This window comes from Xanthomonas sp. AM6 (assembly GCF_025665335.1).
GTDB lineage: Bacteria > Pseudomonadota > Gammaproteobacteria > Xanthomonadales > Xanthomonadaceae > Xanthomonas_A.
On the sequence record NZ_CP106869.1, the window covers coordinates 212328 to 232785 of the forward strand.

Below are 20458 nucleotides of genomic sequence, written 5' to 3' on the forward strand. Positions count from 1 at the left end.
ACCCGCTGCGCCGGCCGCGGCGTGGGGTCAGCCGCAGCGCACGCCGGTGACCACGTTCTTGGCGTCGACCTCGATGTTCAGGCGCTCGCCGTTGAATTCCATCGTCACCATCTGGTTCGGGGTCAGCACCCGCACGCTCTTGGACCCGGTATCGATGCGCGCCTGGTCCACCAGCGCCTTTTCCGCGGGCTGGCCGACCAGGCCCTGCGCCTGCGAGGCGTCGCAGGTGCCGACCGGCGGGGCCTCCGGCGCGCTGGCCGGATTGGGCTTGGCGGCCTGTTCGGCGGCCTGCTGTGCCTTGGCGGCGACCTGTTCCTGCTCGTCCGGCGGCGGCGCGCTGCACGCGGCCAATGCCAGCGCCAGGCACGCCGCGCCGAACAGGCCGGCACGCGCGGACGGACGAGAAGAAAGGAAATTGCTCATCGGGGCTCCAGGAGTCGAGGGGAGAAGAGGTCCAGCATAAGCCGACAGCATCGGCGAATCCGCGTTCGCGCTTCGTTAACCGCGCCGGCATTGACGCGGCCTAGCCGCGGCGCTGCCGACAATCCCCGCTCCCCTCGCCGCGCGCGGTTTTTCGATGACCAAGGCTTCCCGCTCCACCGATGCCGCCGAGGCGGCCCGCGCGCTGCAGGCCCGGCAGGCCGCCAGCAGCGCCGGCCTGGTCTACGTCAGCGACCACGAGCCCGGCATCACCCGCCGCCGCGCCGGCAAGGGCTTCGGCTACCGTATGCCCGACGGCAGCCCGGTGCGCGATGCGCAGACCCTGCAGCGCATCCGCCAGCTGGCGATCCCGCCGGCCTATACCGAGGTGTGGATCTGCACCAAGGCCAACGGCCACGTGCAGGCCACCGGCCGCGACGCGCGGCGGCGCAAGCAGTACCGCTACCACGCCGACTGGGCGCAGGTGCGCGGCGACGGCAAGTTCGAGCGGATCATGGCCTTCGGCCAGGCGCTGCCGCGGCTGCGCCGGCGCCTGCGCCGCGACCTGGCGCTGCCCGGCTACCCGCGCGACAAGGTGCTGGCGATGGTGGTGGCGCTGATGGCCGAGACCCTGGTGCGCGTGGGCAACGCCGAATACGCGCGCAGCAACCGCTCCTATGGCCTGACCACGCTGCGCAACCGGCACATGGAGTTCGTCAAGGGCGGCCGCGCGCGGCTGAAGTTCCGCGGCAAGGGCGGGCAGGAGCACGACATCGAGGTCGACGACGTGCAGCTGGTCAAGCTGATCCGCGGCTGCCAGCAACTGCCGGGGCAGGCGCTGTTCCAGTACCGCGACGACGACGGCACCCTGCAGCCGGTGGATTCGGGCGAGGTCAACGACTACCTGCGCGAGGCGATGGGCGAGAGCTTCACCGCCAAGGACTTCCGCACCTGGGGCGGCACCCGCGCCGCGCTGCAGCGGCTGGCGCAGCTGCCGTTGCCCGAGCCCAGCAGCGAGCGCGCGCTGAAGCTGGCGCAGAACGCGGTGATCCGCGAGGTGGCCGATGCGCTGGGCAACACCCCGGCGGTGTGCCGCAAGGCCTACATCGATCCGTGCGTGTTCGACGGCTGGCGCTGCGGCGACCTGCACGGCCTGTGCGAGCGTGTGCGCGGCGAGCGGCAATGGGACCTGGTGACGCTGAAATACCTGGCGCAGGCGCGCGCGGCGACCCGCAAGGCGGCCAAGGCCGCCAAGGGCACGGGCAAGGCGAAGGCGCGCTCCAAGGCGGCAGGAACAGTGGCGACATCGGCGACGCCGCGCCGGGTGGGCCGGCGCGCGGCGCCGGGCGAGGCTGCACGCCCGCGCCGGCGCGCCTGAGCGAAGCGGCGCCGCTGCGGGCGGCGACCGGACAGGTCGAGCACGAGAGCCGGTAGCGGATGCAGGAGTGGAGCTACGAGCCAGCCTGCGGCCGCCAGCGGCCGCGTCGGCTCGACGACGGCATGGGGAGCGACTTCAGTCGCGACAGGCTTGCCGCTGCCGCCTATCGCAATGGGCGGCGCGAGACCAGCCAACGCCGCTCTGCTGTCGGCGTGCAGCGGCATTGCGCCGCTACACGCCGGCGCCTCCGCCGCGTCGGCGGAGATACGCGCTCAACCGCAATAAAGCGTGGTGATGTTGTTGTACGGGCCGACCTCGATGGTCAGGCGCTCGCCGCCGCTCTCGCCGGCGCCGCGGGTCGCGCTGTCCACGCCGCTGGCGGTGGCGCCGCTGCGGTCCACGCTGCTGTTCACCACCTGCACCTGCAGGCTGTCGCTGTCGACGCGGGCGCGTTCGACGGTGGTCTGCGCGGCGGCCAGGCCCACCGCGCCGCGGACCTTGTCGACGTGGCACTGGCCGGAGATGACGCCGTCGATCGGCTGCACCTGGGCGATCTGGGTGGTACTGCAGGCGCCAAGCAGCAGGCTGGCGGCGAGCGCGACGGCGGGGGCGAGCGTGGGGCGGTTCATGGGGTGTCTCCTTCTGCGGATAGCGCGAGCCTGTCGCGGCGGATGTTTGCGCGGCATGAAGAGCGCCGCGCCCGCTTTCACCCGACGTGGCCGCGGGCTTGGCCAGACTGCGCTTCCCAGCCAAACCGGAGCCGATCATGGCCACCTGCGATGTCTGCGGCGACGACGCCACCTTCGTGCTGATCCAGGGCGCATCGCGCGGCGCCTCCGGTGCGTCGAGACGTGCGATCCCGACCGTCGCCACGCACGGCGCGCACTGCGGCTGCCGCACGATCGAAGGCAGCGTTGCCTGCGTCTAGCGCGTCGCCGGCTGGCCCATCCCGATCACCCATCGCGCCGCGCTTGCCGCTGCCGCCTCCTTCCACGTACCGGAGCAATGCCAATGGCCTCCAGCAAACGTCCCGCCGCCTCCAAGTCCGCCCCGTCCAAGACCGCCGCCGCGGCCAAGCCGGCCGGTTCCGCCGGCGCCGACAAGACCGCGCAGAAGCAGCGCGCCCTGCAGCGCGAGATCGACGCCAGCGAGGCGCAATCCAAGGCCAAGGCCAAGAAGTCCGCGCCGACCCAGGCCGGAACGCGCAAGCAGCCGGAGACGATGCCCAAGCAGCACCTGCGCAAGCCCGGCAAGGAGCAGGACCTGGCGCTGCAACCGCGTTTCGAGGCGCCGGACTACGTGGGCAGCGGCAAGCTGCGCGGCATGAGCGCGATCGTCACCGGCGCCGATTCCGGCATCGGCCGCGCGGTGGCGGTGCTGTTCGCGCGCGAGGGCGCCGACGTGGCGGTGCTGTACCTGGACGAGCACGAGGATGCCGAGGTGACCCGCGCGCATGTGGAGAAGGAGGGCCGCCGCTGCCTGACCATCGCCGGCGACGTGAAGGACCCGGCGTTCTGCGCGGACGCGGTGGCGCAGACCGTGCGCGCGTTCGGCGGGCTCGACGTGCTGGTCAACAACGCCGCCTTCCAGCTGCATTGCCATTCCCTGGAAGAGCTCAGCGACGAACACCTGCAGGAGACCCTGCAGACCAACATCGCCGGCTATTTCCACATGGCGCGCGCGGCGTTGCCGCATCTCAAGCGCGGCGCGGCGATCATCAACAGCGGTTCGGAGACCGGCCTGTTCGGCAGCAAGTCGCTGCTCGACTACTCGGCGACCAAGGGCGCGATCCACGCCTTCACCATGGCCCTGGCCAGCCAGCTGCAGCCCCGTGGCATTCGCGTCAACGCGGTCGCACCGGGCCCGGTGTGGACGCCGCTGAACCCGGCCGACAAGTCCGCCGAGGACGTGGCCGAGTTCGGCAAGAGCAGCGCGATGGGGCGCCCGGCGCAGCCGGAGGAACTGTCGCCGGCCTACGTGTTCCTGGCCTCGCCGATCACCGCCAGCTACATCAGTGGCGCGATCCTGCCGGTGATGGGCGGGCCGCAGGGCTGAGGCACGCGACGGGGCCGGCGGCGCCGCGCCCCGTTGTCCGCCGCGGCGGCGCGCCCGGCGGCTATTCCTCCGACGAGGCCCAGCGCGCGAGGTTCTGCCGCACGTCGCCGATGCCCTCCCACGGATCCTTGCGGCGCCGCTTCAGCTTGGCCGGCACCTCGCGCATCTTGAACGCGTCGGCGCGATGCAGCTTGGGCAGCTCGCTCCAGGCCAGCGGCATCGCGACCGGCGCGCCGGGACGCCCGCGCAGCGAATACGAGGCCACCGCGGTGGCGCCGCGCCCGTTGCGCAGGTAGTCGACGAAGATGCGCTTGTTGCGCAGGCGCTTGGTCGCGGTGGCCAGGAAGCGCTCGGGTTGCGACTGCGCCAGCGCGTCGGCGAAGCCGTGCGCGAAGCGCTTGGTCAGGTCCCAGTCGCAGCCCGGCGCGAGCGGCACCACCACGTGCAGGCCCTTGCCGCCGGAGACCCGCAGGAAGGACTCCAGTTCCAGCTGCGCGAGCAGCTTGCGGATGTCCGTGGCCGCCTGCTTGACCTCGGCGAACGGCACGTCGGGGCCGGGATCCAGGTCGAACACCACCCGGTTGGCCGAATCGGGACGCTCGGCGTACGACCCCCACGGATGGAATTCCAGCGCGTTGAACTGCACCAGTTCCAGCAAGCCGGCGGCATCGTTGACCACCAGGTAGTAGGCGTTGTTGCCGGCCTCCTCCTTCAGGCGCACCGAGGACACCAGTTCCAGGCCCGCGGTGTGGTGCTTCTGGAAGAAGCACGGCCGTTCGGCGCCGCTGGGGCAACGGATGATCGACAGCGGCCGGCCGGCGATTTCCGGCAGCAGGTGGTCCATGACCGCGCTGTAGTAGTCCCACACCTCCTGCTTGGTGGCGCCGATGTCGGGGAAGATGATCTTGCCGGGGCTGGACAGCGCCGGCGGCACGCGCCCGCCGTCATCGCCGCCGCCGGGTTTGCGGCGGCCCTTCGCCGCCGGTGCCGGCGCCGCTGCTTGCGTTGCCGGCGCGTCCGGCGCCGCGCGATCCGAATCGCGCAGGTCGGCGACGTCCTTGTCCGGCCGTACCGCCTTCAGCGAGGCCTGGCGCAGCAGCTGCTGGCCGCCGATGCCGCGGTAGAACACTTCCACCACGAAGCGCGGCGCGAACCATGTGGCCGCGCGCAGATCGGTTTCGGTGGTGGGCACGTGGGCGGTCGGGGTCTTGCCGCCGGCCTTGCCGATCAGTTTGGTCACCTCGCGCAGCAAGGTATCGGAAAAGCCCGAGCCCACGCGGCCGGCGTACAGCCAGCCGTGCTGCGGGTCGGGCCGGGCCAGCAGCAGCGAGCCGAAGCCGGAACGGCTGCCCTTGGGCGCGGTGTAGCCGACCACAGCGAACTCGTCGGAGACCAGCTGCTTGGTCTTGCGCCAGTCCTCGCTGCGGCCGCCGTGATAGCCGCGGTCGGCGCGCTTGGAAATGATGCCCTCGAAGTGCTGCTCCCCCGCTACCCGGAAGGCGGCCTCGCCATCGCCTTCGATGTGCGAACTGAAGGCCAGGTGCGCGTCGGCGCCGTGCAGCAGTTCCTGCAGCAGGGCCTTGCGCGCGGCCAGCGGCGTATCGGCGATATCCACGCCGTCGACGTGCAGCAGATCGAACAGCGCCAGCGCCAGCGCGGCCTGGCGTTCGCCGGACAGCACCGCCTGCAGCAGGTTGAAGTCCTCCTTGGTGCCCTTGCCGGCGATCAGCTCGCCGTCCAGTGCCGCGGAGGTCAGCCCCAGCGCGGCGATGGCATCGCGAACCTCGGGAATCTTGTCGGTCCATTCGATCGCATTGCGCGACCACAGGCGCACCGCGCCGTCGGCGACAGTGGCCAGGATCCGGTAGCCGTCCCACTTGATCTCGTGGATCCAGTGCTCGCCCTTGGGCGGGGCTTCGCCCAGTTTGGCCAGTTGCGCTTCGAACGGCCCGGATGGCGCGGCGGCGCGCTTGGCCTTGGGCAGGGCCAGGGCGCGCTTCGCCCAGTCGGTCTTCTTCGCCTTGCGCGGGAGCGCGATGGCGGTCAGCGCCTTGCGCTTGTCCGCCTTGCCCGCGCCGGCGCGCTTGAGGTCCTCCGGCGGCGGCGCGGTCACGTCGGCGAGCAGGTCGTCCGCCTCCACGTCGCTGGCGAAGGCATCGTCTTCCTTGAACAGCAGCCATTGCGGCTGGCGCGCCGGCTTGCCGGACCGCACCAGGTGCCAGCCGCCCTTGAGCTTGGTCCCGAACAGTTCGAAGCGCAGGTGGCCCTTGGCCAGCTGCGCTTCGGGATCGCCGTCAGTGGTCCACACGCCGTGGTCGAACTGCGCCACGTGCCCGCCGCCGTACTCGCCCTTGGGGATCTCGCCCTCGAAGGCGGCGTAGTCGACCGGATGGTCCTCGACCTCCACCGCCATGCGCTTGACCTGCGGGTCGTAGCTCGGGCCCTTCGGCACCGCCCAGCTCTTGAGCGCATCGCCGACCTGCAGCCGGAAGTCGTAGTGGCGGCGGCTGGCGTGGTGCAGCTGCACCACGAAGATCGGGCGCTGCCCCTTGGGCAACGCCTTGCCCGGCTCCGGCTCCCTGGTCTTGTCGAAGCTGCGCTTGCGGCGGTATTCGGCAAGACTCATCGCACGGGCCCGGACACGCTACTTGCCCAGGTGCGCGCGAACCGCCTTGGCCGTCGGACCTACCGCCTCGACCGCCGCACGCAGTTCGTCGGCGGAGACGCCGAGCGTCTTGGTCCAGTACTGCAGCTCGTAGTCTTCGTTGACATTGATGCGGTCCCGGTCCGGGGAACCGGATTTGTTCTTGTCGTCGCTCATGCTGGTGCTCCTGCTCACGATGGGAAGCGCCGAGGGCGTGGATACGTCGCCGGCTGTCGATCGACGCTGCGCAGGCCGGTCGCTGTGCGGTTGCGGCCTCGCGCGTTGTCTACGAACTTCTAATCGCGGCGGCGTCGGTTCGACGTGAACGGCGGAGACCCTGAATGCGGCGATCGGGATGCGGCGCGCGCAGGCGGCGCCGTCGCGCCACCGCTCTGCGCACGCCCGCTATTTCTCGCGATGGAACACCATCCCGCCGTGGTGCAGTTCGTCCTGGCCGACGAAGGTGCCGTCGGCGGTGAAGCCGGTGTCGTCCCAGTAGTCGATGTGGTTGCCGTCGATGGCGTAGCGGCCCTGGTAGGCGCTCTGGCGCGATCCGCGCGCTTCGTCGTAGCGGCCGTTGGGCAGCAGTTCCTGGCGGACATGGCCATCGGCCGTGACCCACATGCCCAGATACGGATGGTGTTGCATGGTCTGGCCTCGTTGCGTCGGTACAGCGGAGGGGGACGTGCCGGATGCGGCGGGCTGCGCGCTGGCGACGGCAACCGCGGCGGCGGCGAGCGCCGCCACCAGCCCGCACCGTGGTGCGTTCGCGCGCTTCACTGCGCACGCTCGCGTGCGGGAATGCGGCGCAGCACGTCGTCGTAGGCGGCAAGGTCGAGGAAGGCGTGCGCCTCGACGGCCTTCCCGTCCGCCATGCGGAAGATCCACGCGTAGCGATTGCGGTAGGGGCGGCCGTCGCGCGCGACGGCCCGGCCCTCCCAGTGCACGATGACGTGGTCGCCGTCGGCCCAGATCCGTCTGGAGACCGGCCGCACCGGCTCGCGCAAGCGGATGGCGAAGGGGCGCACGGCCTGCGCCATGAACGCGTCGCGGCCGCGATAGGTGCCCGCGCTCGGGCCGGAGCCTTCGATCGTCCAGACGACGTCGCGGGCGAGCAGCTCGTCGAAGAAGCCCGGGCTGCCCTCGGCCCAGCGCTCGAACGCGGCGCTGACGGCCTGCCGGTTGCGCTCGGTCTGCGCGGCCGCCGGTACCGCCGCCGGCGCGGCGTTCACCCGCGCCGGCCCGCATGCCGAAGCCGCCAGCACGAGCGCGGCGAGGATGGTCGTTGCTGCCTTGGTGCCGATGCATGCCATGGCCTCACCTCCGGCCCTGCACGGTGGAGGTGCCGAAGATCAGCTGCTGGCCCATCGGCCGGCCGATGAAGTTCTCCGGGAAGATCGGCGCGACCGCGCTGGCCTGGTCGAGGCGGCGGAGCTGGTCCTCGTCGAACACCACCTCCAGCGCGCCGAAGTTGTCTTCGGCCTGCTGCAGCGTGCGCGCGCCCATCACCGGCGCGACCACGGCCGGGTGCTGCAGCGTCCACGCCAGCGCCACCTGCGAGCGCGACACGCCCAGTTCCCCGGCGATCTGGCCGACGACGTCGGCGATGTCCAGCGCACGCGCGTTGAGATGGCCCGAGGAGGCGATGACGCCCTTGCGGGTCGCCGACACATCCGCGTCGTTGTCGTCGGTCAGGTCCGCGCGGCCGTACTTGCCGGTCAGGATGCCGCCGCCCAGCGGCGACCAGGGCAGCACGCCCAAGCCCATCGCCTGGGCCATCGGCAGCAGTTCGTGTTCGACCGTGCGCTCGACCAGGCTGTAGCCGATCTGCAGCGCGACGAAGGGCGACCAGCCGCGCAGGTCGGCAAGCGTCTGCATCTGCGCCACCCGCCATGCCGGCGTGTTGCAGATGCCGGCATAGACGATCTTGCCGGCGCGGACCAGGTCGTCGAGCCCGCGCATCACCTCGTCGGGCGCGGTGGTGAAGTCCCACGCGTGCAGATAGAACAGGTCGATGCGCTCGGTATCGAGCTGGCGCAGGCTGGTCTCGACCGACCGCACCAGGTTGAAGCGGTGATTGCCGCCGGAATTGATGTTGGCCGCGTCGCGCGCCATGGTGAACTTGGTGGCCAGCACGATGCGCTCGCGCCTGTCCTTCAGCAGCGCGCCGAGGATGCGCTCGGACGCGCCGTTGGTGTAGTTGACCGCGGTGTCGACGAAATTGCCGCCGCGCTCGGTGTAGGCGTCGAAGATGCGCTTGGCTTCGGCGTGGTCGGCGCCCCAGCCCCAGTCCTGGCCGAAGGTCATGGTGCCCAGCGCGAGCGGCGAGACGCGCAGGCCCGAGCGGCCGAGCAGGCGGTACTGGGAGAGGGAAGAGGGGGCGTTCATGGGCAGGCGCTCCTGGAAAGTGCGAGGCGCCATGGTTGCGCCGGGGCGGCCCGGGGCGATAGCCGGCTTGTCCGGAATGCTTGCACGATCGTCCGGTGCGGGCCGCGGCGCGCTTCCACGGCGGCGGCGGATGTGGAATAACACGGACATGACCCTGCGCACGCTGACCGACCTCATCGCCCGCCACGCACCGCACGACGGCACGTTCGATGGCCGCCTGCCCGGCGTGAAGCTCATCCGCGCGTCGATGCCGACCCTGCCCATGCCGGTGATCTACGAGCCGACCGTGTGCTTCGTCGCGCAGGGGCGCAAGCGCGCGATGCTGGGGACCACCAGCTACGTCTACGACCCGGCGCGCTACCTGGTCGCCTCCGTCGGCCTGCCGATCATGGGCTCGGTGATCGAGGCCAGCGCCGCGGCGCCGTATCTCAGCCTGCAACTGGATCTGGACCTGGCCGAACTGGGCGAACTCGCCATCCGCCACCCGCCCATGGCCGACGCGGCGGCCGCCACGCCGATGGGGCTGACCCTCAACCAGACCACGCCGGCGCTGCTGGACGCGGTCGTGCGCCTGGCCAGCCTGCTGGACACCCCGCGCGACATCGAGGCGCTGGCGCCGCTCACCATTCGCGAGATCCTGTACCGCCTGCTCACCGGGCCCGAAGGCGGCGTCATCCGGCACATGGCGCAGGCCGACAGCCGGCTCAACCACATCGCCCGCGCCATCGTCTGGATCCGCACCCACTTCCGCGGCGCCTGCCGCATCGAGGAGGCCGCGGAGATCGCGGGCATGAGCCGCTCCACGTTCCACCAGCACTTCAAGGCGGTCACCTCGTTGAGCCCGATCGAATTCCGCACCCAGTTGCGCATGCAGGAGGCGCGCCGGCTGATGGTCGGCAATGCGCTGGATGCCGCCAGCGCCGGGTTCCAGGTCGGCTACGACAGCCCGTCGCAGTTCAGCCGCGACTACGCGCGCCTGTTCGGCATGCCGCCGGCGACGCACGCCAGGCTGCTGCGCGCTTCGTCCTGATCGTGCGGTGGCGCCTGCGGTTCCAGCGCGCCAGTGCCGGGCCGGCAAGCCGAAGATCGCGGCGGCACAGGCGCAATGCCAGGGCGACGCGCCGACACCTGATGCCCATGGCTGTGACAGGCGCCCGCAGACCGTGTCGGCACGATCGGACGCCGCCGGCGCCCGGTCACATCAGCTGCTCTTGTACCGCCTGGTAGACCGTTCTCACGCTGGGCTGGAAGCCGAGGCTGCGTGCAAGCGAGCCATCGACATGGAGGTGCCACGGGTTCTCCATCGGCTCGGACGAGGATTCCAGCGTTTCTCCCGCCAACGCGGCCAGTTCGTAAATCGACGTTGGCGCCTCGTCGGAAATGTTGACGATGCGGCCGTCGAACGCACCGTTCAGGGCGAGGCGGAAGGCGATGGCGATGTCGCGATGGTGGATCGTGCTGATCCGCTTTGCCGGGTGCCATCTTCCGGCGATGGCATGCTTGGGCAATTGCTCAAGGTGACCGTCCCGGTCGCCGTAGACGAAAGGCAAGCGGAGGACGGCCCAAGCGAGTCCGCTGTCCCGTAGCTCTTTCTCGGCCGCGACCTTGCTGGCCGGATACGCCTGTTTCGGATCGACCGCGTCGTCCTCGCGCCCGGGATGTGCGCTCTCCATGGCGTAGACGTTGCTTGTGCTCGCAATGATGAAGCGGGCACGCGGTGCATGGGCCTTGACGGCAGCGATGAGGTTGCGCGTCCCCTCCAGATTGCTCTTCCAGATGAGGTCGGTGTCCTGGCTGCGGAAGACCGCCGCAAGATGGATGACCGACGAGATGCCCTCCACGGCCTGCGTGAGCGCCGAGGGATCGAACAGATCGCCCGCCACCGGCGTTGCGCCGGCAGGAACCTCTTTCCCGCCGCGCACCAGCGCGCGGCAATCCACGCCCGCCTCCACGAGGCGGGGAACCAGCCGGGCGCCGACCAGCCCGGTTGCACCAGTGATCAAGACGCTCACGTCTCAGCTCCTGTCTATGAAGTGTTCGAGGCGTTCGGTAGCGGTTTGGAGCACCTGGACGGCGGCAGCGATGGCCGCGTCATCCAGGCCCTTGAATGCCACGTCATGGATGACCTCCAGATCGGGCAGTTCCTTCCATAACGCGGTGCCCGCCGCCGTCATCCGCAGCAGTTTCTGTCTTTGGTCGACACGATCAGGCACCTGCTCGACAAGCCCCTTGCGGACCAGCGCGCCGATGATCGCGCTCAAGGTGGCGCGCTCGACCTGGAGCGCCTTCACTAGTTCGCGCTGCATGGTCGGGCCGTCGTGCGCGAGCCGATGCAGCACGTACCACTGCGTCGTTCCGAGGTCATATGGGCGGAGCATCGCTTCCATCGCGGCACGGCCAGCCATGTAGCACCGCTTCGCCCAGGCGCCGACGGAGTCGTGATGGATCGCGGTGGTTTTGTTAGCCATCTAGCAATTATGTTAGGTGGCATACGAGTTGTCAACGTTTATGTCCTGTCTTCGGTGCGGCGCGGTCGGTCCCCGTGCGTGGACCGGTGCGGCCGCCGCCGGCAATGACCACCGGCCTATTGACGACAGTTGTCGTCACGGGTAGTTTGGCGACAGTTGTAGTCACCAGGAGCGGGCGGATGCGGCGCAAATCGATCGGGGACCAGGAGCTGGCCCTGCTGCAGTACATCGCCGAACAGGGCGAGGCCAGCGTCGGCGAAGTCGCCGCCGCCTTCGGCGAGGCGCGAGGGCTGGCCCGCTCCACCGTGCTGACGATGATGGAGCGGCTGCGCGCCAAGGCCTATCTGCGCCGGCGCCAGGTGCAGGGCGTGTACCGCTACGCCGCCACCGCCGGCCAGGACGACGTGGTGCGCAGCGCGGTCGGCAGCTTCGTCGAGAAGACCCTGCAGGGCTCGGTGTCGCCGTTCGTGGCGTGGATGTCGCAGCGCGCGGAGGTCAGCGACGACGAGCTGGCCGAACTCGAGGCCCTGGTGGCCAAACTGCAATCGCAACGGCGCGAGGACTGAGACATGCACGCGATCTTCGGGACGAGCTTGTTCGAGACCCTGCTGTCGCGGCTGCTGGCCACCAGCGTGCAGGCGGCGGTGTTGGTCGCAGCGATCTGGGCGCTGTGCCGCTGGCTGCCGGCCTTGCCGGCGGCCACGCGCTGCCGGCTGTGGTGGCTGGTCGGCGCGCAGACCGTGCTCGGCCTGCTGTGGGCCGGCGCGCTGAGCCTGCCGGTGCTGCCGGCCGCGCCGGCGCCGGCGCTGCAGGCCGTTGCGGCGTTGCCGGCGGCCTCGCTGCAGGAACCGGCCGCCGCGACGACGGCGCCGTCCGCCGCCGCCGCCGCCGCCGCGCCGCAGGCTGCCTCTGCCGCGGCGCCGCTGTCCTGGGCGCAGGCATTGGTCGCGCTGTGGCTGGCCGGCGTGCTGCTCGGCGCGCTGCGCAGCGGCGCCGCCTACCGCGCCAGCCGGCACCTCGTGCACGCGGCCACGCCGTGCACCGACGCCAGCTTGCTCGGCGCCTTGCGCCTGGCCGCCGAGGCGCACGGCCTGCGCCAGCCACCGCAGCTGCGGCTGTCCGCGCAGATCGACTCGCCGCAGCTGATCGGGCCGTGGCGGCCGGTGCTGCTGCTGCCGGCGCGGCGCCTGGCGGCGCTGCACGCCGACGACCTGGACATGGCGCTGACCCACGAACTGGTGCACCTGCAGCGCCGCGACCTGTGGTGGGGCTTGCTGCCGGCACTGGCGCAGCACCTGTTCTTCTTCCACCCGCTGGTGCACCTGGCGGTGCGCGAGTACGCACTGGCCCGCGAGGCCGCCTGCGATGCGGCGGTGGTCGCCGGGCACCGGCACTGCCGGCACAACTACGCGCGCCTGCTGGTGCAGCTGGGCGTGGCGCCGCGGCCGGCGGCCGGCGTCGCCAGCGCCTCGCCGAGCTTCGTCAGCCTGAAGCGGCGCCTGCTGATGCTGCAGAGCACGGCCTCGTTCTCCCGTCTCGGCGCCGGCCTGATCACCGCCGCCATCGCGCTGGCCGGGGTCATGCCGCTGCGCCTGGTCGCCAAGCCGGTCCCGGCAGTTGCAGCGTCGGCGCCGGCGCCAGCCGCCGCGCCGGCCACCCCGGCGGTGCCCGCGGAGGCCTCGGCCCCGGCCCCGGCCGCCCCGGCGGCGACGTCGATCGTCGCCAGCGTGCTGGCGCGGCCCGCCCCTGCCGCCGCGTCGACAGTCCCCGAGCCGCCTGCCGCGCCATCGCCGCCGGCCGCCCCGGCGGCACCCGCCGCGCCCGCACCCGCCGAGGCGCTGGTCACCCACGGCCGCACCACGCTCTCCCGGCACGACGGCGAGGACGCCTACGTGCTGGTGCAGGATGGGCACAACCTGATGGACGCCTCGCTGGACGACCTGCGCGAGGCGAACCGCCTGGCCGGCGACGGCGGCGCGCTGCTGTGGTTCCGGCATGACGGCCGCCGCTACGTGGTCCGCGATCCGGCCGCGCTGGCGCGCTTCCAGGCGCTGCACGCACAGAGCCTGCGCCTGGCCGAGACGCAGGCCGCGCTGGGCGACCGCCAAGGCGATCTCGGCGATCGCCAGGGCGAACTGGGCGAGCGCATGGCGCAGTTGAGCGAGCAGCTGACCGACAGCGCGACGCGCCAGGCCGAGGCGGCGGTCGCCGCCAGCCGCGCAGCCGGCGACCAGGCGCAGCGCGCCCGCACGGCGGCGCTGCGGGCGAGCGAACGGATGCGCCACGACGCGTTGGGCGAACAGCTCCAGGCCCTGGCCCGGCAGCAGGCGCAACTGGGCCTGCAGCAGGCCGAGCTGGGCAAGCAGCAGGCCGACGCCAGCCTGCGCGCGCGGCAGCAGGCCGAGGAACTGATCCGGCAGGCCATCGCGCAGGGGCTGGCCACGCCGATCGGCGGCTGAGTCATTCCTGCGTGCCGGCGCTGCGCGGATAATCGCCGCCGACGCCGACAGGACGAGCAGGGACGCGATGGCAGTTTGCAAGGTGGTGGTACTGGGGGGCTATGGCCATTTCGGCGCGCGCATCGTGCGCGCGCTGGCGGCGACCCCGACGCTGCAGGTGATCGCGGCCGGGCGCCACCCCGCAGCCGCGGCCGACAATCTGGCCGGCGCCGACCTGGGCGGCGTCGCGCTGTGCCGCCTGGATACCGCGGCGGCGGACTTCCCGGCGCAGCTGGCCGCCACCGGCGCGGACATCGTCGTGCACACCGCCGGACCGTTCCAGGGCCAGGACTACGCGGTCGCTCGCGCCTGCCTGCAGGCCGGCATGCACTACATCGACCTGGCCGACGGCCGCGCCTTCGTGCGCGATTTTCCCGCCGCGCTCGATGCGCTGGCGCGGCAGGCCGGACGCAGCGCGATCAGCGGCGCCAGCACCCTGCCGGCGCTGTCCAGCGCGGTGGTCGACGCGCTGCGCCCGCGCTTTTCGCAGCTGCACGACATCGACCTGGTCATCGCGCCGGCGCAGGCCACGCCGTTGGGCATGGCCACGGTGCGCGCGGTGCTGTCGTATTGCGGCCAGCCGTTCGACTGGTGGTGCGATGGGCGTTGGCAGCGGACGCGCGGGTGGGCCGCGCCGCAGCCGGTCGCGTTCGCGCGGCTCGCCCCGCGCCTGGCCGCGCCCTGCGACGTGCCCGACCACGACCTGCTGGTGGCGCGCTATCCCGGCGTGCGCAGCGTGCGTTTCCGCGCGGCGCTGGAGCTGCCGTTCCTGCAGCGCTGCCTGGCCGCGCTCGCGCGCCTGCGCGGGCTCGGCGTGCCGTTGCCGATGCAGGCGCTGGCGGCGGCGTTCGCGCGCGCCGGGCGCTGGTTCGACCGCTTCGGCAGCGACCTCGGCGGCATGTCGGTGCAGTTGCGCGGACACAACGACGGCCGCCCGCACGCCCTGTGCTGGGAACTGACCGCGCCGACCCTGCACGGCCCGGAGATCCCGTGCCTGGCCGCGATCCTGCTGGTGCGCAAGCTGGCCGCCGGCGCGGCGTTGCCGGTGGGCGCGCATGCGTGCATGGGCCTGCTGAGCCTGGCCGAGTTCGAAGGCGAATTCGCGGCGTGGCGGATCGAGACTGCGGTGCGGGAGATCTAGGGCGGTTGTCGGGCATCGATTGCCCTGTTCCAATCGGACCGTGGCTTCCTTTTAAGTGAAGGTCGCCCGGGGACATGGACGAGGTACGAGCCAAGCCTCGTGCTTCCGAATCAAGCGAGACGCTTTCGCGCCGTACCCCCGACACGGCATGACGCTTAAACAGGCTTTCGCCAGCGAAGCACGCCTGCCTACGGCGCCTCGATGCAGGGCACCACTTCGCGGTCCTCGGCCTCTGCGTCGACCAGGCGCTGCAGCAGCAGGGCCAGGGTCACCACGTCCTGGTGGTTGTGCGCGGCGACGCGGCGCAGGTTGCGCGCGCTGCCGCCGCGCAGGTAGCCCAGCCAGGCGGCCGGGGCTTCGGAGCCGGGCAGGTCGTCCTCGCGCACGATGCGCAGCAACTGGCGCTCGATCGTGGCCAGCTTGCAGTTCTCCCAGGTGCCGCGGTAGCGGCGGCGGGTGGGGTGCAGCAGGTCCACGTGGTCCAGCGCCGACAGCGGATCGGCGCAGCGCGCCAGCCGGTAGCGGGTCTTCAGCAGCGGCGCGTCGTAGCAGCGGCCGTTGTAGCTGGACAGCACCGTGGTCGGCGCCAGCCAGGCGCGGAACGCCTCCAGCATGGCCTTCTCCGCGCCCATCGTGGCCATCATCAACTGGCGGATGCGCAGGCCGGGGCCGTCGACAGGATGCAGGTACCAGTCGGCCGCGCCGATCATGAAGGCGCGGGTGCCGGTGCCGCCGGCCAGGCCGGTGGTCTCGGTGTCGAAGAACAGCAGGTCCGACGGCTGCACCGCGTCCTCGCGCCGGGCGAAGGCCAGCGACAGCGCGCTGGCCGGGATCGGCTGCGGCAGGAACGCTTCGATCAGGTGCAGGCCGGGCGCGATCTCCACGCCGGGCAGGTGGCGGTCGGCCGCCTGCGGCTTGCGCGGCGCCGCGGCCGGCGCCACCGTGCGTTCGCGCAGGCCGAGCAGGCGCCGCAGCGAGGCGACGTCGGCGCCGCGCTGGTCGAATGGTTCGATCGCGATCGGCGGCGCCACGGCGGTCGCGGCCTCGCCGCCGGGCGCGGGCGCGCGTGGCGTGGACGGGATGGGCGCCGCGTCCGTCCCGCGCGGCTTGCGCAGCAACGTGGAGCCGCCGGCGGGCGCCGCTGCACGCGCGAGCGCAGGCGCCACCCCACCCGCGGCGATCGCACTGCCGATCGGCCGGGCGCTCGGCGCCTGAGTCGGTGTTCGCGTCGGTGTTTGCGCCGGTGTTTGCACCGGCGCGCGCGGCGCGTCCACGCTCGCATCGCCGGCCTGCTTGCGCAGCGCGCGCAGGCGTTCGAGGCTGATGCTCATGCGCTCCACTCCGGCAGCGCGTCGAGGTCGCCGTCGATCGCGGTGGTCTCTTCGTCCAGCGCCACGTCCTCCAGCAGCAGGCGCAGCACGTGCAAGGCCAGCGCCTTCGGCGTGGTCGCGCTTTCCTCCTGCGCGGCCAGCACCGGGCCGACGCAGGCCGGGCAGCCGGCCACGCAGTCGCAGCGCTGCACCAGTTCGCGCGCGCGCTGCACCAACTCGCCCTGGCGCTGCCACAGCGGTTCGCTCAGGCCCACGCCGCCGGGGAAGTTGTCGTACAGGTACACGGTGGGCACGAACTGCTGCAGTTCCACGCCGACCGGCTCGCCGTTGTCGCCGCCGCGCAGCTGGCCGCGGCCCTTGGCGTCGGCCATCGCGAACCAGGCGCCGTCGCCGTCGCCCACCGCCTTCTGCAGGTCGCGCGCGTCGGCCATCACCGCCACCGTCGCCACCACGTGCAGCGCGTAGGCCGCGCCGAGGAAGCCGTCCAGCGCGTCCTGCTTGGAGGCGAACGCCTTCAGCAGCGTGGCCTGCGGCAGCTGCCACCACACCGCGGTGGTGTGCAGTTCCTGGTCGGGCAGGGTGACCGGGCCGTAGCCGATGTTCTCGTGGGTGTAGTAGCGGATCTTCTTGTAGCCGGCCACGCGCCGCACCACGTGCACCTCGCCGTGGTGGCTGTCGCCGCGCCCGGCCGCGCCGCCGTCGAAGCGGTCCAGCACCTTGAGCTTGGTGAAGTCGATGCTGTCGGTGTAGTAGTCCACGTGGGTGCGGGTGACGTAGGCCTTGCGTCCTTCCCAGTCCAGCTTCTCCACCTGGTACGGGGTGCTCTGCACCATGTGGATCGCGCCTTCGTACAGGGTCAGCGCGGCGGCGGAATAGTCCACCTCGGCGATGATCTGCTGCTTGCCGTCGGTCTTGTCGACCACCACGAAGTTGCCGTCGGCGACCGAGCGCAGGCTCACCGCGTTGGCCGGGTAGCTGTCGGCGATCCACTCCCAGCGCTCGCCCTCCTGGTGCACCACCTCGCTCTCGGCCAGCGCCTGCAGGAACACCTCCGGGTCCACCGGCCCGAACGCCTCGCCGGCGACGAAGGTCAGCTCGAACGCGGCGCAGCGGATGTGGTCGAACAGGATCAGCGGCTGGTCCGGCGCGGTGCGCGCGTGTTCGGGCGAGGCGTCGGCGAAGAAGTCCGGATGCCGCACCACGTACTGGTCCAGCGGTTGCGAGCTGGCCACCAGCACGCCCAGCGACGGCTGCTGGCGGCGTCCGGCGCGGCCGAAGCGCTGCCAGGTCGCGGCGACGCTGCCCGGATAGCCGTTGAGCACCACCACGTCCAGCGAACCGATGTCCACGCCCAGCTCCAGCGCCGAGGTGGAGACGATGCCGTCGATGCTGCCGGCACGCATCGCGCGCTCGGCCTCGCGGCGCTCGGTGGGCAGGTAGCCGCCGCGGTAGGCGCGGATGCGCGGCGGCTTGCGCGGGTCGTGGTCGAAGATGTCCTTCAGGTACTTGGTCAGCACCTCCACCATCAGCCGGGTCTGCGCGAACACCAGCGTCTTCAGCCCGGACTTGATCGCGATGCGCGCGATGCGGTTGCTCTGCGAGCGCGCCGACGCGCGCAGGCCCAGGTCGGCGTTGACCACCGGCGGGTTCCACAGCAGCACGTGCTTGTCGCCGGACGGCGCGCCGGACTCGGTGATCGCATGCACGCGCTGCTCGATCAGCGCCTCGGCGTGCGCGCGCGGATTGCCGATGGTGGCCGAGCACAGGATGAACTGCGGGTTCACCCCGTAGAACGCGCAGATGCGCTTGAGCCGGCGCAGCACGTTGGTGACGTGGCTGCCGAACACGCCGCGGTAGGTGTGGATCTCGTCGATCACCACGTAGCGCAGGTTCTCGAAGAACTGCGCCCACTTGGTGTGGTGCGGCAGGATCGCCTGGTGCAGCATGTCCGGGTTGCTGACCACGATGTCGCCGTGCAGGCGGATCGCCTGGCGCGCGTCGCCCGGGGTGTCGCCGTCGAAGGTGAAGGCCTTCACCCCCAGCTCGCCGGCGCGGTTGAGTTCCAGCAGCTCGGCCACCTGGTCCTGCGCCAGTGCCTTGGTCGGGAACAGGTACAGCGCCTTGGCCTGCGCGGTCATCGCCGCGGCCACCACCGGCAGCGTGTAGCACAGCGACTTGCCCGACGCGGTGGGGGTGACGATGGCCACATGCTCCCCGCGCTGCGCCGCCTCCCAGGCCTGCGCCTGGTGGCTGTACAGCTGTTCGATGCCGCGCGCCTTCAGCGCCGCGGCCAGCGCCGCCGGCACGTCGTCCGGGATCGGCGCATAGCGGCCCGCGCGGCCGGGAATCATGAAGCTGCCGGTGATGCGGTCGTGGTAGCGCCGCTCCAGCCGCTCGGTCAGCAGCGCGCCGTCGCGCGAAGGCTCCCCGCCGGTGGTGGACAGGGCGCGCTCGGCGTCCTCGGTGCGGCGGGCTAGGGCGTGGGCGGGCATCGGAACGGCTCTCAAAGCGGGACAGGGAAGCGGAAAGGCGTCTCAGGGTATGAGACGGCGGCCGACCGGGCGAGGGCGGCTGGCTGAGCGGATTCAGCCAGCCTGACGAAACGCAGCGGGGATCGCCATGACGGCTGCGCCATATGACGAGTGGCGTTATGGTTGGCGGGTGATCCGGACCTTTGTCGACAAGGAAGCCGAAAAGATCTGGCAGGGCACGCCGTCCCGGCGATTGCCGGCCGATATCCAGGTCGTGGCGCGGCGCAAGCCGCGCATGCTCAACAGCGCGGCCGCGCTGGACGACCTGCGTGTCCCGCCGGCCAACCGCCTGGAAGCGTTGAAGGGAAACCGCAAGGGCCAGTACAGCATCCGGATCAACGACCAATGGCGCGTGCGCTTCCAGTGGAAGGACGGCGATGCGCCGAACGTGGAAATCGTCGACGACCACTGACCATCGAGCTGCCATGAAGACTCTGCCCAACATTCACCCCGGCGATGTCCTTCTGGAGGAATTCCTGACCCCGCTGGGCATCAGCCAGAACGCGCTGGCGCGCGCTGCAGGCGTGCCGCCGCGGCGCATCAACGAAATCGTGCTGGGCAAGCGCAGCGTCACCGCCGACAGCGCGATCCGGCTGGCCGCCGCGCTCGGTACCAGCGAGCGCTTCTGGCTCGGCCTGCAGGCGGACTACGACCTGGAACAGGCGCGGCGCGCATTGGGCGCGCAGGCCGGGAAGATCGAGCGCATCGCGGCCTAGCCCGTCGCGGTACGCCACCGCTGGCGCGATGCCTGCCGGCCACGGCGTTCGCGGTCCGGCGACGCTGACCTGATCGTCGCGGCCAGCGCGTATCCTGTGCTCCCCTCTCGCGCAGCGGCGCCGTCCCCCCGGCGCGCCGAAGACTCGCCTTGTCCGTGCCTGCCCCCGCCATCGCCGCGCACTACAAGACCGCCGGTGCCCGCCGCGCCGACCTGATCGTGCACGCCGCCGGCCTGCTGCTGTCCATCGTCGGCGGCGCCATGCTGGTCTGGCGCCCCCACGCCAACCACGCGCTGCTCCTGGCCACCTGCGTCTACGCGCTGGGGATGCTGGTGATGTTCGCCTGCTCGGCGGCCTACAACTTCGCCCCGCCGCAGCGCCAGCCGATCCTGCGCAAGCTCGACCACGCCGGCATCTTCGTGATGATCGCCGGCTCCTACACCCCGCTGTTCGTGCTGGCGCTGTCCGGCGCCTGGGTCTGGTCGATGACCCTGGCGGTGTGGGGTGTGGCGCTGTTCGGCGTGTTCGCCAAACTGTTCCTGCCCGGCATCAGCAAGGGCTTCTGGGTGGCGATCTACCTGTTGCTGGGCTGGGCCGGCATCGTCGCGATCAAGCCGCTGATGGCCAGCCTGGACAGCGCCGTGCTCTGGTTCATCGCCGCCGGCGGCATGTTCTACACCGTCGGCGTGGGCTTCTACGTGCGCAAGTCGATGGTCTACAACCGCGCCATCTGGCACGCGCACGTGCTGGGCGGCGCGCTGTCGCACTGGTGCGCCATCTGGTTGTGCCTGCAGCCGTTGCAGGCGGCATGAGCGCGTTGCGGACGGGCGGCGCTGCCGGCGGGGCGCGTCGTCCCGCCGTCGCGATGGCGACGTTCAGCCACCGGCC

General features: G+C 71.6%; 21 protein-coding genes. 10 read left to right on the forward strand and 11 right to left on the reverse strand.

Going from position 1 to position 20458, the window contains the following annotated elements; genetic code table 11:
• Nucleotides 1-27 precede the first annotated feature (27 nt).
• A complete protein-coding gene (locus tag OCJ37_RS00865; protein WP_263111777.1) occupies nucleotides 28-423 on the reverse strand; it encodes an I78 family peptidase inhibitor in 396 nt (131 codons plus the stop codon).
• Nucleotides 424-577: 154 nt separating this feature from the next.
• Between OCJ37_RS00865 and OCJ37_RS00870 the strand changes: the two genes are divergently transcribed.
• Nucleotides 578-1798 (forward strand): DNA topoisomerase IB, encoded by a 1221-nt coding sequence (locus OCJ37_RS00870; protein WP_263111778.1) that lies wholly within the window; start codon nucleotides 578-580, stop codon nucleotides 1796-1798.
• 272 nt (nucleotides 1799-2070) lie between these two features.
• Here OCJ37_RS00870 and OCJ37_RS00875 read toward each other — a convergent pair whose 3' ends face one another.
• Nucleotides 2071-2427 (reverse strand): hypothetical protein, encoded by a 357-nt coding sequence (locus OCJ37_RS00875; RefSeq protein ID WP_263111779.1) that lies wholly within the window; start codon nucleotides 2425-2427, stop codon nucleotides 2071-2073.
• Nucleotides 2428-2564: 137 nt separating this feature from the next.
• Here OCJ37_RS00875 and OCJ37_RS00880 point away from each other — a divergent pair, with 137 nt between their 5' ends.
• Together OCJ37_RS00880 and OCJ37_RS00885 are read left to right on the forward strand one after the other, a co-directional pair.
• Nucleotides 2565-2726: a hypothetical protein gene (locus tag OCJ37_RS00880; protein ID WP_263111781.1), complete on the forward strand. Its 162-nt coding sequence runs from the start codon at nucleotides 2565-2567 to the stop codon at nucleotides 2724-2726.
• An 83-nt stretch (nucleotides 2727-2809) separates the two neighbouring features.
• The gene (locus tag OCJ37_RS00885; RefSeq protein WP_263111782.1) at nucleotides 2810-3853 is read left to right on the forward strand and encodes an SDR family oxidoreductase; all 1044 of its coding nucleotides are present in this window, start codon (nucleotides 2810-2812) and stop codon (nucleotides 3851-3853) included.
• A gap of 61 nt (nucleotides 3854-3914) precedes the next feature.
• Here OCJ37_RS00885 and ligD read toward each other — a convergent pair whose 3' ends face one another.
• The 5 genes from ligD to OCJ37_RS00910 form a co-directional block, all read right to left on the reverse strand.
• Nucleotides 3915-6479 (reverse strand): DNA ligase D, encoded by a 2565-nt coding sequence (gene ligD, locus OCJ37_RS00890; protein WP_263111783.1) that lies wholly within the window; start codon nucleotides 6477-6479, stop codon nucleotides 3915-3917.
• Nucleotides 6480-6497: 18 nt separating this feature from the next.
• Nucleotides 6498-6674, reverse strand: coding sequence for a DUF3606 domain-containing protein (locus tag OCJ37_RS00895; protein WP_263111784.1), 177 nt, complete (start codon nucleotides 6672-6674; stop codon nucleotides 6498-6500).
• 228 nt (nucleotides 6675-6902) lie between these two features.
• Nucleotides 6903-7244 (reverse strand): Atu4866 domain-containing protein, encoded by a 342-nt coding sequence (locus OCJ37_RS00900; RefSeq protein WP_263111785.1) that lies wholly within the window; start codon nucleotides 7242-7244, stop codon nucleotides 6903-6905.
• A 29-nt stretch (nucleotides 7245-7273) separates the two neighbouring features.
• Nucleotides 7274-7810, reverse strand: coding sequence for a nuclear transport factor 2 family protein (locus OCJ37_RS00905; protein WP_317633206.1), 537 nt, complete (start codon nucleotides 7808-7810; stop codon nucleotides 7274-7276).
• Between the two features lie 4 nt (nucleotides 7811-7814).
• Complete coding sequence (locus tag OCJ37_RS00910) at nucleotides 7815-8885, reverse strand: aldo/keto reductase (RefSeq protein WP_263111786.1); 1071 nt, start codon at nucleotides 8883-8885, stop codon at nucleotides 7815-7817.
• Nucleotides 8886-9015: 130 nt separating this feature from the next.
• On the opposite strand from OCJ37_RS00910, the gene OCJ37_RS00915 reads away from it, so the two are divergent.
• Nucleotides 9016-9915 (forward strand): AraC family transcriptional regulator, encoded by a 900-nt coding sequence (locus OCJ37_RS00915; protein ID WP_263111787.1) that lies wholly within the window; start codon nucleotides 9016-9018, stop codon nucleotides 9913-9915.
• A gap of 166 nt (nucleotides 9916-10081) precedes the next feature.
• On the opposite strand, the gene OCJ37_RS00920 is transcribed toward OCJ37_RS00915, so the two are convergent.
• Both OCJ37_RS00920 and OCJ37_RS00925 read right to left on the reverse strand, forming a co-directional pair.
• Nucleotides 10082-10897, reverse strand: a complete 816-nt coding sequence (locus OCJ37_RS00920) for an NAD-dependent epimerase/dehydratase family protein (RefSeq protein WP_263111788.1) — start codon at nucleotides 10895-10897, stop codon at nucleotides 10082-10084.
• Between the two features lie 3 nt (nucleotides 10898-10900).
• Nucleotides 10901-11353 (reverse strand): MarR family winged helix-turn-helix transcriptional regulator, encoded by a 453-nt coding sequence (locus OCJ37_RS00925; protein WP_263111789.1) that lies wholly within the window; start codon nucleotides 11351-11353, stop codon nucleotides 10901-10903.
• 179 nt (nucleotides 11354-11532) lie between these two features.
• Between OCJ37_RS00925 and OCJ37_RS00930 the strand changes: the two genes are divergently transcribed.
• The 3 genes from OCJ37_RS00930 to OCJ37_RS00940 all read left to right on the forward strand — a co-directional run bounded on the left by OCJ37_RS00930 (nucleotide 11533) and on the right by OCJ37_RS00940 (nucleotide 14992).
• Nucleotides 11533-11919, forward strand: coding sequence for a BlaI/MecI/CopY family transcriptional regulator (locus tag OCJ37_RS00930; RefSeq protein WP_263111790.1), 387 nt, complete (start codon nucleotides 11533-11535; stop codon nucleotides 11917-11919).
• Nucleotides 11920-11922: 3 nt separating this feature from the next.
• Nucleotides 11923-13812: a M56 family metallopeptidase gene (locus OCJ37_RS00935; RefSeq protein WP_263111791.1), complete on the forward strand. Its 1890-nt coding sequence runs from the start codon at nucleotides 11923-11925 to the stop codon at nucleotides 13810-13812.
• A 67-nt stretch (nucleotides 13813-13879) separates the two neighbouring features.
• Nucleotides 13880-14992, forward strand: coding sequence for a saccharopine dehydrogenase family protein (locus OCJ37_RS00940; RefSeq protein ID WP_263111792.1), 1113 nt, complete (start codon nucleotides 13880-13882; stop codon nucleotides 14990-14992).
• Nucleotides 14993-15180: 188 nt separating this feature from the next.
• Here OCJ37_RS00940 and OCJ37_RS00945 read toward each other — a convergent pair whose 3' ends face one another.
• On the reverse strand, nucleotides 15181-16323 hold the full coding sequence (locus OCJ37_RS00945; RefSeq protein ID WP_263111793.1) for a ribonuclease H-like domain-containing protein: 1143 nt from the start codon (nucleotides 16321-16323) through the stop codon (nucleotides 15181-15183).
• On the reverse strand, nucleotides 16320-18815 hold the full coding sequence (locus tag OCJ37_RS00950) for a DEAD/DEAH box helicase (protein WP_263111794.1): 2496 nt from the start codon (nucleotides 18813-18815) through the stop codon (nucleotides 16320-16322). The genes OCJ37_RS00945 and OCJ37_RS00950 overlap by 4 nt, the downstream gene beginning before the upstream one ends.
• A gap of 169 nt (nucleotides 18816-18984) precedes the next feature.
• Here OCJ37_RS00950 and OCJ37_RS00955 point away from each other — a divergent pair, with 169 nt between their 5' ends.
• The 3 genes from OCJ37_RS00955 (at nucleotide 18985) to OCJ37_RS00965 (ending at nucleotide 20382) form a co-directional block, all read left to right on the forward strand.
• The gene (locus OCJ37_RS00955; RefSeq protein ID WP_263111795.1) at nucleotides 18985-19266 is read left to right on the forward strand and encodes a type II toxin-antitoxin system RelE/ParE family toxin; all 282 of its coding nucleotides are present in this window, start codon (nucleotides 18985-18987) and stop codon (nucleotides 19264-19266) included.
• Between the two features lie 13 nt (nucleotides 19267-19279).
• Nucleotides 19280-19570: a HigA family addiction module antitoxin gene (locus OCJ37_RS00960; protein ID WP_263111796.1), complete on the forward strand. Its 291-nt coding sequence runs from the start codon at nucleotides 19280-19282 to the stop codon at nucleotides 19568-19570.
• A 149-nt stretch (nucleotides 19571-19719) separates the two neighbouring features.
• Entirely contained in the window at nucleotides 19720-20382 is a 663-nt protein-coding gene (locus tag OCJ37_RS00965) for a PAQR family membrane homeostasis protein TrhA (RefSeq protein WP_263111797.1), read from the forward strand.
• Nucleotides 20383-20458: the final 76 nt, after the last annotated feature.